Source organism: Streptomyces sp. NPDC090798 (assembly GCF_044768965.1).
In the GTDB taxonomy this organism is placed as follows: Bacteria; Actinomycetota; Actinomycetes; order Streptomycetales; family Streptomycetaceae; genus Streptomyces.
The window spans coordinates 231,493-242,633 of sequence record NZ_JBIVXA010000014.1; the positions used below are offsets into that span (position 1 = coordinate 231,493).

The 11,141-nt window shown below is 68.2% G+C and carries 11 protein-coding genes and 1 riboswitch; of the genes, 1 reads left to right on the top strand and 10 read right to left on the bottom strand.

The window, feature by feature from the left end; translation table 11 throughout:
• Positions 1-80 precede the first annotated feature (80 nt).
• Positions 81-176, bottom strand: a riboswitch (glycine riboswitch).
• Positions 177-290: 114 nt separating this feature from the next.
• Positions 291-662, top strand: coding sequence for a PRC-barrel domain-containing protein (locus ACIQTP_RS29230; RefSeq protein WP_054229128.1), 372 nt, complete (start codon positions 291-293; stop codon positions 660-662).
• 91 nt (positions 663-753) lie between these two features.
• Here the strand turns inward: ACIQTP_RS29230 and ACIQTP_RS29235 are convergent, their stop codons facing one another.
• From ACIQTP_RS29235 to pgsA, 10 genes are all read right to left on the bottom strand, one after another.
• Entirely contained in the window at positions 754-2,148 is a 1,395-nt protein-coding gene (locus ACIQTP_RS29235) for a DNA polymerase IV (RefSeq protein ID WP_403405137.1), read from the bottom strand.
• A 44-nt stretch (positions 2,149-2,192) separates the two neighbouring features.
• A complete protein-coding gene (locus ACIQTP_RS29240; protein WP_403405140.1) occupies positions 2,193-2,837 on the bottom strand; it encodes a MerR family transcriptional regulator in 645 nt (214 codons plus the stop codon).
• Between the two features lie 308 nt (positions 2,838-3,145).
• Complete coding sequence (locus ACIQTP_RS29245) at positions 3,146-3,619, bottom strand: bifunctional nuclease family protein (RefSeq protein ID WP_006123076.1); 474 nt, start codon at positions 3,617-3,619, stop codon at positions 3,146-3,148.
• 86 nt (positions 3,620-3,705) lie between these two features.
• Positions 3,706-4,470, bottom strand: coding sequence for a MerR family transcriptional regulator (locus tag ACIQTP_RS29250; protein ID WP_403405143.1), 765 nt, complete (start codon positions 4,468-4,470; stop codon positions 3,706-3,708).
• A 42-nt stretch (positions 4,471-4,512) separates the two neighbouring features.
• On the bottom strand, positions 4,513-5,478 hold the full coding sequence (locus ACIQTP_RS29255) for an FHA domain-containing protein (protein WP_403405146.1): 966 nt from the start codon (positions 5,476-5,478) through the stop codon (positions 4,513-4,515).
• A gap of 61 nt (positions 5,479-5,539) precedes the next feature.
• Positions 5,540-6,382, bottom strand: a complete 843-nt coding sequence (locus ACIQTP_RS29260) for a DUF881 domain-containing protein (RefSeq protein ID WP_403405149.1) — start codon at positions 6,380-6,382, stop codon at positions 5,540-5,542.
• A gap of 5 nt (positions 6,383-6,387) precedes the next feature.
• Entirely contained in the window at positions 6,388-6,720 is a 333-nt protein-coding gene (locus ACIQTP_RS29265; protein ID WP_003988855.1) for a small basic family protein, read from the bottom strand.
• Positions 6,717-7,622 carry a DUF881 domain-containing protein gene (locus ACIQTP_RS29270; RefSeq protein ID WP_403405152.1) on the bottom strand — a complete coding sequence of 302 codons (906 nt, stop codon included), beginning with the start codon at positions 7,620-7,622 and terminating at the stop codon, positions 6,717-6,719. The genes ACIQTP_RS29265 and ACIQTP_RS29270 overlap by 4 nt, the downstream gene beginning before the upstream one ends.
• A 98-nt stretch (positions 7,623-7,720) precedes the next feature.
• Complete coding sequence (locus ACIQTP_RS29275; RefSeq protein ID WP_402052566.1) at positions 7,721-10,216, bottom strand: sugar phosphate nucleotidyltransferase; 2,496 nt, start codon at positions 10,214-10,216, stop codon at positions 7,721-7,723.
• Between the two features lie 113 nt (positions 10,217-10,329).
• Positions 10,330-10,938, bottom strand: a complete 609-nt coding sequence (gene pgsA, locus ACIQTP_RS29280; RefSeq protein WP_403405155.1) for a CDP-diacylglycerol--glycerol-3-phosphate 3-phosphatidyltransferase — start codon at positions 10,936-10,938, stop codon at positions 10,330-10,332.
• Positions 10,939-11,141 lie beyond the last annotated feature (203 nt).

Below are 11,141 nucleotides of genomic sequence, written 5' to 3' on the forward strand. Positions count from 1 at the left end.
CTCGCCCGCTCACTGCGACCCGGCTTTCACCGTCGGTGAGAGCGGAGGCCTTCGACACCCGCTCTGCTTTCCAGAGTGACCTCGTCCGTGCGGTACGTGTGCCTGAGAGATTCCGGGGAGGATTTGCTCCTTCGGCGCCTCCGATGATGTCTGGAGGACTCTCCCGCACGGGGTCAGCAGCCGCTTGCCAGCCTACCAGCGAGGACAACGCACGAGCTTTCGAGTGGCCACCTTCCCGAATGTGCTCTTTTGTAGTGCTTACGGATGAGCTGCTAGCGAGTGGAGGGACCGTGCAGACCGACATCGATCCGCGCAACCTGATCGGCCGCAAGGCGCTCGACCGCAACGGCGCCAAGATCGGCACGGTCGACGAGGTCTATCTCGACGACGCGACCGGCGTCCCGGAGTGGGCCGCCATACGGACGGGCCTGTTCAGCAGGGACGCCTTCGTCCCCCTGGAGCCCAGCGAAGTCGTCGAGGGCACGCTGCGTGTCCCCTTCGACCGCGCCCTGATCAAGGACGCCCCCGACTTCGGCGTGGGCCGCCACCTCTCCCCCGAACAGGAACTCCAGCTCTACCACCACTACGGCCTGGACGTGACGCCCCCACCCCCACCCCCGGACCGCGACTTCGGCCGCCTGGCAGGCACGGACGAGGGGTAACTTCTCGGATCGGGCCCCGCCGGCGCGCCCCGAAAGGGGCGCGGGGAACTGCGCGACCAGCCACGAACAACCCCCGACCGCCGAACCGACCTCACCCCCCACGGCGATCGCACACGGCCCCCCTCACCAACGGCAGCGGATCAGCCAACTCCAACGCAACGTCATCCGTACGAAACGTCCGCACACGCCCCGGCTCGGAGTAAGGCGTCTCGAACCGCACGGTCACCCTCCCGAGCCCACTCCCCTGCACCCACCCGTGCCCGTACTCCGCATGCCGCACGTCATGCCCCGCAGGCCACCGCCGCTCAGCAGGCGGCGCCTGCTCGGCAGGCACTTCCCCCGCCCCCTCCTCGTCCGGATGCTCCAGCGCCGCCGCCTCCCCCGCGGCGGCCTCCGCCTCCGCTTGCGCCTGAGCCTGGGCCTGGGCGAACAGGTCCTCCTGCGTGTAGTCGGCGAGCCCCGAGACACCGACCCCCAGCAGCCGCACGCCTCCGGTCGTGTCCACCGCCTCCAGAAGCCGCGCGGCAGCCTCCCGTACGACGCCAGGGTCGTCCGTCGGCCCCCGCAGCGTCTCGGACCGGGTCAGGGTCGAGAAGTCGTACCTCCGCACCTTCAGCACGATGGTCCGCCCGGACAGCCCCGCACCCCGCAACCGCCGCACACAGCGGTCGGCGAGCCGCTGCACCTCCAGGCCGACCCGCATCCGGTCGTGGATGTCCACGTCGTACGTGTCCTCCACCGACACGGACTTCGTCTCCCGCTCGGCCACCACGGGTCGCTCGTCGTGAGCCAGCGCCATCGCGTACAGCGCGTGCCCGTGCGCCTTCCCCACCAGCCGTACGAGTTCGTCCTCGCCCGCCTCGGCGATCTCGTCGACCGTGGTGATCCCGGCCCGGCGCAGATGGTCCCCGGTCGCGGGCCCGACCCCCGGCAGCGTCCGCACCGACATCGGCCCCAGCAGCGCGCGCTCCGTCCCAGGTTCTATGACCACGAGACCGTCGGGCTTCGCCTGCTCCGAAGCGATCTTGGCGAGCATCTTGGACGCGGCGAGCCCCACCGAACCCGTCAGCCCCGTCACCGCCCGGATGTCCGCGCGCAGCTTCACCCCGGCCAGCCGCGCGGAAGCCTCGTCCCAGGCCGCTTCCCCCGCCTCCAGATCGACGAACGCCTCATCCAGGCTCAGCGGCTCCACCAGCGGCGACAGCGCCCCCAGCAGCCCCATCACCTGCTCGCTGACCTCCCGGTAGAGCGTGAAGCGGGGCACGAGATACGCGGCGTTCGGCGCCAGCCGCCGTGCCTGGGCCATGGGCATCGCCGAGTGCACCCCGAAGACCCGTGCCTCGTACGAGGCGGTCGCGACGACGCCGCGGGGTCCGAGGCCGCCCACGACGACGGCCTTCCCGCGCAGACTCGGCTTGGCTGCCTGCTCCGCCGAAGCGAAGAAGGCATCCATGTCGAGGTGCAGGATCGTGGGCGCGGTTCTCACATGTCCGATGCTGCCCTACGCCACTGACAATGCCGCTGCGGACCTCAGACGGCCCGATTGCGCCGTCGCGCCAGCTCGTCCGTCGGGCTGTGCCCGACGAGCGTCTCGCCCGTGTCCACGCGCTCCCCGTGCAACTGCGAGAGCGCGCTCTCGACATCGCGCCACACCACGCCCACGGCGATCCCGAAGACGCCCTGGCCGCCCTGCAACAGGGCGTGGACCTCGTCGGGCGAGGAACATTCGTAGACGGTCGCGCCGTCGCTCATCAGCGTCATCCGCTCCAGGTCCCGGAAGCCGCGTTCCCTGAGGTGCTGGACCGTGGTGCGGATGTTCTGCAACGACACTCCCGTGTCGAGGAACCGCTTCACGATCTTCAGGACTACGACATCCCGGAAGCTGTAGAGCCGCTGGGTCCCCGACCCGTAGGCGGGCCGCACGCTCGGTTCGACAAGACCCGTCCTGGCCCAGTAGTCCAGCTGCCGGTAGGTGATGCCCGCGGCGGCACACGCCGTGGGACCGCGGTAGCCGATCTCCTCGACAGCCGCCCCTCCCTCACCGGGCTCACCAGACACCGCTGTCGGCCGCTGCGGAACGTGATCGGCCGCGCTGCCGTGAAGCGGGTACGGGCCGCTCTCCCCCAGACTTCGTCCGGGGGCACCCCCAGCCGTACCGTCGCCGCTGCTTCTCACGCCGACCTCCGTCCTTGACCTGCCCTCTCGACGGTAGGCAGTCACCGGGGGTGCGTCAACGATCGCCACACTCGGCACGCCGAGTGATAATCACCCTAGGAGTGGTTTCCCGTGTCCCACCGCGGGGAAAGGCTAGCCGAATGCTCTCGGAGCGGGCCGCAGCGCGCCACACGGGCCATGGGCAATTGCCGCCCCGGAGTCAGCGATCCATCGGCTTGTCAGGGGCCGACACCACGCCCGCTCCACGAGCCCGGCGTCCGATCGCCCACCCGCGGGCGATCGGTCCCCTCACCGGTTGCCCGGTCTCCTCACTGGCTGTTGGTCCCGAAGTCCTCGGGTGAGATCTGGTCGAGGAACTCGCGGAACTTCTCCACCTCGTCCTCCTGCTCGTCCGGGATCGCGATGCCGGCGTCGTCGAGCACACCGTCACTGCCGTAGATCGGCGTTCCGGTGCGCAGCGCCAGCGCTATGGCGTCGGACGGGCGGGCACTGACCTCGACCCCGCTGGCGAACACCAGCTCCGCGTAGAAGACCCCCTCGCGCAGATCAGTGATGCGCACCTCGGTGAGCTCCTGGCCGACGGCTTCCAGCACGTCCTTGAACAGGTCGTGGGTCAGCGGTCGCGCGGGGGCCATGCCCTGCTGGGCGAAGGCGATCGCCGTCGCCTCCCCCGGTCCGATCCAGATGGGGAGGTAACGGTCGCCTCCCACTTCACGCAGGAGCACGATCGGTTGGTTGGAGGGCATTTCGACCCGGACACCTACGACATCGAGCTCGTTCACACAGCAACCCTAGGCCGTGCCCGGGACGTTTGGGTAGTCGGGCACAGAACGGGTGGCCGATCCGGACGCCCACCGGGCACTTCGGGTCAGGGCAGCCGGACGCCCAGCGCGGTCTGCACCAGCGCCGCGTGCAGCTTCACCGTGAGCCCCGCCAGCTCCCTCGTACGGGCCTCGGCGTGCGCCCTGGTCTGCGGATTGCGGTGGCGCCGCAAAGGGGCGACCACCTGGTCCACGAGCCCCGCGTCACGGTCGGCCGCGGCCTTCATCGCACGCAGATGACGCGGCTCGATCCCGAACCGCCCGAGCTCGACGACGAGCGCGGCGACCGTCACCGCCTCAGCGTCATATGCCCCGTCCGGAAGCGGGGCGAGGAGTCCGTACGACTCCCACTCCTGAAGCTCCTGCTCACCGATCTCGGCGGCGGCCAGCAGCTCCGCACGCCCCACCCGGGCCGCTGTGGGTGCCTCGGGCTCCCCGAAGAGGTCACCGAGCCCACCGAACGGCTCCCCGTCGCCGGAGTCGCGCTGCCGCCCCACGGACGGCAGCCGCACCGGCTCCCCACGCTCCAGAGCGTCCAGATGCTCGCGGATCACCTTCAACGGCAGATAGTGGTCCCGCTGCATCCGCAGTACGTGCCCGAGGCGCTCGACGTCGGCCTGGCTGAACTTGCGATACCCCGAGGGGGTCCGCTGCGGCTCGATGAGCCCCTCCGACTCCAGAAACCGGATCTTGGAGATCGTGACTTCGGGGAACTCGTCGCGCAGCGTGTTCAGCACCGAGCCGATGCTCATCAGCCCACTGTCCGCTGCGGCGGTACCGCTCCCGGCACCGCCGCTCGGTGATCGAAGCATGGACCTTCCTGAGGGTCCCCCCGGACGGCGTCCGGGGGAGGGTCAGAGGCCTCGCTGGCTCGCGTAGAAGACCAGCCGGTACTTGCCGATCTGCACCTCATCGCCGTTCGACAGCGGGACCGAGTCGATTCGCTCCCGGTTGACGTACGTGCCGTTCAGGCTGCCCACGTCGGCGACCGTGAATGAGCCGTCCGCGGCGCGACGGAACTCCACGTGCCGACGCGACACGGTCACGTCGTCCAGGAAGATGTCGCTCTGCGGATGACGCCCGGCCGTGGTCAGGTCACCGTCCAGCAGGAAGCGGCTGCCCGAGTTCGGACCACGGCGCACCACCAGGAGCGCCGAGCCGAGCGGCAGCGCGTCGACGGCCGCCTGCGCCTCCGCAGAGAGCGTCGGCATCTGCGTCTGCCCGGTGACCTCGGCGTCGTAGGCCTCGATGCCCGAAATGGAGATCGTGGATGTGGTCTCGGACGCACGCTCCGGGACCGCACCGGGTCGCAGCGGCGCACCGCAGTTGGAGCAGAAGCGGCTGTTCTCCGCGTTGCGGTTACCGCACCTCGTACACACCAGGGCCGACATGGACGGATCCTCCTGCCGCGGCTGCCCCCCAGGGGCATGGGACGCATACGGGCCGGAGGTAAACCCTCCACCCGCACTTGAGGCTGACGGTTCCCCGAAACCTATGCGTCCGGACTGGGCAGGGTCAACAGACGGCGCGCCCTGACCACCGGGAATGTCACCGACCTGGTCCCGGAACAGCGGGCGGTCGCCGCTCTGGCCCTCCGCGTCTCCATGGCGTGGTGCACGGTGCCGGGCAGTCGCGTTGTCACTGCCCTCTCCTCGTGCGCTCTTGCCGAACAACTTCGCAAACAACTTCACGGGCGATTCCCCTTGACCGAAATAGACCCGCCCGTGGGGCAGGACGAACACTGATCGAACACACCGGTCGACCCGGACATCCTCACAACGTCCGTATCCACCAGACAGTTTCCACCACGCACCACCCATTCGGTGCGCCGACCCCCCGCAACCTCATGCCCTCGCCGGACAACGCCCATGCACCCCCGGTTCACTGGGAGGACGACCGAGCGTAGTCAGGCTGCTTCGCAGCCCGCAAGGCATCCACAATGATCTTCGTCGCACGCTCCACCGTGACGGTGGCCTGCTCCTTCTCGAGAGTCTGCACCACTCCCCCAGGGATGTTGAGCGCCGGCTCGAGGTCCTGCGGCTTACCGATGACCTTGAAACGATAGGGCTGGGTGATCTTGTTCCCGTCGACGCTCACGCCCTTGCCGGAGTCGGCCAGATAGGTGCTGGCGACGACCCGTACACCGTTCACCTGGATCGCCTCCGCACCGGCGGCGCGCAGCTCCTGGATCGCGTCAAGCAGCATGTCCGCCTTGACCGTGCCCTTCGTGTCGTTGACCGTCAGTGTGATGCCGGGTCCCTGCGCCGCCACCGTGCCCGCCAGAATGCCGAGTTGCTTCTCCTTCTCGGCGGTCTGCTTGCGGGCCTCCGCGGCCTGGTTCGAGCTGTTCTCCAGCTCGGTGCGCTGATCTTCGAGACCCTGCTTCTCGTCTTCTAGACGCTGTGTACGGTTGTCGAGTTCATCGAGGATGCGTACGAGATCTTCCTGACGCGCGCCGCGCAGGGCGCTGCCGCTGTCGCTGTTGGAGGCCACCTGGACGGCCAGGCCGAAGCCGAGGCCGAACAGAAGCAGGGCGACGATGAGTTGCGCGCGCGTCACCCGCGGCGGCCACAACCCCTTCACCAGCCGCTGCCGGCCGGTCAACGACGGCTCGTCCTTCTCGTCACGCCGCTCGGGCCCCGAACTCTCGGGAGCAGCGGCCGGGACCTCTTCGGGAAGTTCCTTGCGCAGCCGGTTCTCGGGTGTGTCGCCTTCGTTGCTCATCGGCCTCACGCCCGGAACACGTGCCGACGGATCGCCGCGGCGTTGGAGAAGATGCGGATGCCGAGGACGACCACGACGCCGGTGGAGAGTTGGGCGCCCACGCCCAACTTGTCGCCCAGGAAGACGATCAGTGCGGCCACGACCACGTTCGACAGGAAGGAGACCACGAAGACCTTGTCGTCGAAGATGCCGTCGAGCATCGCCCGCAGCCCTCCGAAGACGGCGTCCAGCGCCGCCACGACGGCGATCGGAAGGTAAGGCTCGACGACCGCCGGAACCTCGGGCCGGACCAACAATCCAGCCACGACTCCCACGACGAGGCCCAGTACGGCGATCACGATGTGCCCTTCTCTGTGCTCGGCTGTGCTGTACGTACGATCACACTCGGTGCGGCGGGCAACTGGACGTCCTTTTCGACGGAAATGGCGGTCCTGATGCCGTAGTTCTCCTGCAGGGCGTGCAGATACAGGCCGTCGGCACTGTTCTGGAACCTGGTGCTGAGCCGTTCGCCGTCCCCCACCGCCAGCACCGTGTAGGGCGGCACCAGCGGCTTGTTGTCGACCAGTATCGCGTCACCCGCCGCCCTGATCGCCGACAGTGCCGTCAGCCGCTGTCCGTTGATCGAGACGGCCTCCGCGCCGGACTCCCAGAGCCCGTTGACGACGCGCTGCATGTCACGGTCGCGGACACGCCCGGTGTCGGAGAACCCGCTGGTCTCGCGAGGGTTGCCGTCGCCGCCCTCGGTGGCTTCCTCGGCGTCGTTCACGACGAGTTTCACACCGGGCCCATGGACGGCGACGGCGCCCGACAGGACGCCCACCAGATCGGCCTGGCCGCTGCCCCCCTGCTTCTTCAACGCCTCGTTCTGCCGGGCGCTCACATCGTCGCGCAGGGTGTCGACACCGCTCTCGAGCTTGTCCGCGGCCGCGGTCTCGCGCTCGACGCGGTCGATGAGCTCCTGGCGCTCCTTGGCGACGACCGGGGCGGCGATCCGCGCGTTCGCCGCGCCCACGGTCACCACCAGGGCCGCGAGGACGAGACCGGCCGCGAGGCCCAGCTTCGCCCGCACCGTTTTCGGCATGCCGCCGGCATCCTCGGTCTGCCTACGGGCGGCCGCCTCGGCGTATCCGTCGTCGAGGCTGTGATCCATGACATTGGTGAGCAGCGACATGGAGGCGTCCGGGCGCGGGGGGCGCGGAGGTGTGCTCCGAATGGGGGGCTGCTGCGGCATGCCGCACATCGTCGCACGTCGCGGGTGCTACCTCCGAATGGCCCCACCGGCGTGCCGGACAGGCCCCTTTGGGGGCACTTGTCCGGCACACGCGCGTGCTGTCCGTTTCAGCGACCCGCGCTGTCCACGACGGCAGCCCACTCGTCGAGCAGCGCCTCCGCGGACGCGTCGTCGGGCCCCTCCGCCCACAGATGCGTCACCGCCTCGGCGGGGTCGGGAAGCACCATCACCCAGCGCCCGTCCGTCTCCACGACCCGTACGCCGTCGGTCGTGTCCACGAACCGGTCCCCGGCCGCCTCCACGACCCGGCGCATCACCAGGCCCTTGACGGCCCAAGGAGTGGCCAGATCGCGCTTGAGAACATGCGCCCGCGGAATCCGCGCGTCGATCTGGCTCAGCGTGAGCTGCGTGCGCGCCACCAGCCCGATCAGTCGTACGAAAGCCGCCGCGCCGTCGAAGACGCTGCTGAACTCCGGAATGATGAATCCGCCGCGCCCGTCACCGCCGAAGATCGTCGACTCCTCGCGGCCGACCCTCGTCAGATCGTCCGGAGACGTCGTCGTCCACTCCACCTGCGTCCCGTGGTACGCCGCCACCTGCTCGGCGATCCGCGTGGTGGTCACCGGCAGCGCCACCCGCCCGCTGCGCCGCTCCGCGGCCACCAGGTCGAGCATGACGAGCAGGGCCCGGTCGTCCTCGACGATCCGCCCCTTCTCGTCGACGAGCGAGAGCCGCTCACCCACCGGGTCGAAACGCACTCCGAACGCGGCCCGCGCGGACGCGACGATCTCGCCCAGCCGCACCAGACCGGCCCGCCGCGTGTCCGCCGTCTCCGTGGGCCTGGATTCGTCGAGACCGGGATTGATGGTCAGGGAGTCCACACCGAGCTTGCCCAACAGGCTGGGCAGCACCAGCCCCGCACTGCCGTTCGAGGCGTCCACGACCACCTTCAGACCGGATTCGGTGATACCGGTGGTGTCGACATTCCTGAGCAGTGATCCGGTGTACGAGTCGAAGACGCTGGCCGGGAAGTGCAGATCCCCGATCTCACCCGGGAACGCACGCCGGTACTCCTGCCGCGCGAACACCCGGTCCAGCTTCCGCTGGCCCCCTTGTGACAGGTCGGCACCCTGCTCGTCGAAGAACATGATGTCGACGGAGTCCGGCACCCCGGGCGTCGTACGGATCATGATCCCGCCCGCACTGCCCCTGGCGGTCTGCTGACGAGCCACTGGCAGCGGTACGTTCTCCAGGTCGCGTACGTCGATGGCGCTGGCCTGCAAGGCCGAGATGACCGCCCGCTTCAGCGCACGGGCGCCTCGGGAGTGGTCGCGGGCCGTGGTGACGGTGGAGCCCTTCTTGAGCGTCGTCGCGTACGCCCCAGCGAGGCGCACGGCGAGCTCGGGAGTGATCTCCACGTTCAGGATTCCGGTGACACCGCGGGCGCCGAAGAGATGCGCCTGACCGCGCGACTCCCAGATCACCGAGGTGTTGACGAAGGCGCCGGCCTCGATGGTCTTGAACGGATAGACGCGTACGTTGCCCTGGATGATCGATTCTTCACCGACGAGGCATTCGTCGCCGATGACAGCGCCGTCCTCGATCCTCGCGGCCCGCATGATGTCGGTGTTCTTCCCGATCACGCAGCCCCGCAAATTGCTGTGCTGGCCGATGTACACGTTGTCGTGGACCACGGCCCTGTGCAGAAAGGCCCCGCTCTTGACGACGACGTTGGAGCCGACGACGGTGTGCTCACGGATTTCGGCGTCGGCCTCGACCTTGGCGTAGTCGCCGATGTAGAGCGGGCCTCGCAGTACGGCGTCGGGGTGCACTTCGGCGCCTTCGGCGACCCATACGCCCGGCGAGATCTCGAAACCGTCGATCTCGACGTCGACCTTGCCCTCCAGGACGTCGGCCTGCGCCTTCACATAGCTCTCGTGGGTGCCGACATCCTCCCAGTAGCCCTCGGCGATATAGCCGAAGACCGGCTTGCCCTCCTTCATCAGCTGAGGGAAGACATCACCGGACCAGTCGACGGAGACATCGGCCTCGACGTAGTCGAAGACCTCCGGCTCCATCACGTAGATACCCGTGTTGACGGTGTCGGAGAAGACCTGGCCCCAGGTGGGTTTTTCCAGGAAGCGCTCGACCTTGCCCTCTTCGTCCACAATGGTGATGCCGAATTCAAGGGGGTTCGGCACACGCGTCAGGCAGACGGTGACCATCGCACCCTTTTCCTTGTGGAAATTGATGAGGTCGGTGAGATCGAAGTCTGTCAGGGCGTCACCGGAGATCACCAGGAAAGTGTCGTCCTTCAACGCCTCCTCGGCGTTCTTGACACTGCCGGCAGTACCGAGTGGCTTCTCCTCATTGGCATAGGTGAGCTCCATACCGAGCTCCTCGCCGTCACCGAAGTAGTTCTTGACCAGCGAGGCCAAGAACTGGACAGTAACGACGGTCTCGTTGAGCCCATGCCTTTTGAGCAGCCGTAGCACGTGCTCCATGATCGGGCGGTTCACCACCGGCAGGAGCGGCTTGGGCATGCTTGAGGTCATGGGACGAAGGCGTGTGCCTTCGCCTCCGGCCATCACGACGGCCTTCATGTCGGAAGCGTCCTCCTTGAAGAGACGGTCTAGCCGACTTCACCCGTCCTGATTGTCCCGCAGTTTTTGAGTGCGGGCCATCCGGGCACTTCAGCTGCCCTATCGGGCCGAGCTCAATCGGCCATGGCGTCCGCCCTGAGAAGCCGGCGGACCTGCACCACGTATAGGACTCCTGCCCACCAATAGAGGGTTGTACCCCACCCGGCGAACGCCCATCCGAAAATCGCGGCGAGTGAAGCGAGCCATCCGCTTCCGTCGCTGAGCAGCAACAGAGGGAAGGCGTACATCAGGTTGAAGGTGGCCGCCTTGCCGAGGAAGTTCACCTGCAGCGGCGGATAGCCGTGCCGCCTGAGGACGGCCACGACCACCAGCAGAACCAGCTCACGCGCCAGAAGCACAGCCGTCAGCCACAGCGGCAGAATCTCACGCCAGGTGAGCCCCACAAGAGTGGACAGAATGTAGAGCCGGTCCGCCGCGGGATCAAGCAGCCTGCCGAGGTTGCTGATTTGGTTCCAGCGCCGCGCGAGCTTCCCGTCGAGATAGTCGCTGACGCCGCTCAGCATGAGCACGAGCAGCGCCCAGCCGTCACTCTTGGGACCACCGAACTCGGGCCGGAGGATCAGCCACAGGAAGACGGGTACGCCGACGAGGCGCGCCATGCTGAGGATGTTCGGGATGGTGAGGACCCGGTCCGTCTGGACGCGGGTCTCCTGGACCTCCACCCGGGGGCCTCCTGTGGGAAACGAGCCAACGATGCCCCCTGACCTTACCCGCAGCGCTCGCGTCGAGGTGCGGAGGGGTGGCGGAGCCACCGCGAAACCGAACCCGGGCCCGAACGCAGAAAACCCCCGTACCGATTTCCCGGTACGGGGGTTCTCCCTACAATTAGTTCGGCGGCGTCCTACTCTCCCACAGGGTCCCCCCT

Excerpts from the sequence above, each read along its gene's own strand:
- ACIQTP_RS29255 (WP_403405146.1), bottom strand. The coding sequence starts at position 5,478 with ATGGGTGGTGCGTGGTGGAAACTGTCTGGTGGATACGGACGTTGTGAG.
- ACIQTP_RS29260 (WP_403405149.1), bottom strand. The coding sequence starts at position 6,382 with ATGAGCAACGAAGGCGACACACCCGAGAACCGGCTGCGCAAGGAACTT.
- ACIQTP_RS29250 (WP_403405143.1), bottom strand. The coding sequence starts at position 4,470 with ATGCTTCGATCACCGAGCGGCGGTGCCGGGAGCGGTACCGCCGCAGCG.
- ACIQTP_RS29270 (WP_403405152.1), bottom strand. The coding sequence starts at position 7,622 with ATGTGCGGCATGCCGCAGCAGCCCCCCATTCGGAGCACACCTCCGCGC.
- ACIQTP_RS29275 (WP_402052566.1), bottom strand. The coding sequence starts at position 10,216 with ATGAAGGCCGTCGTGATGGCCGGAGGCGAAGGCACACGCCTTCGTCCC.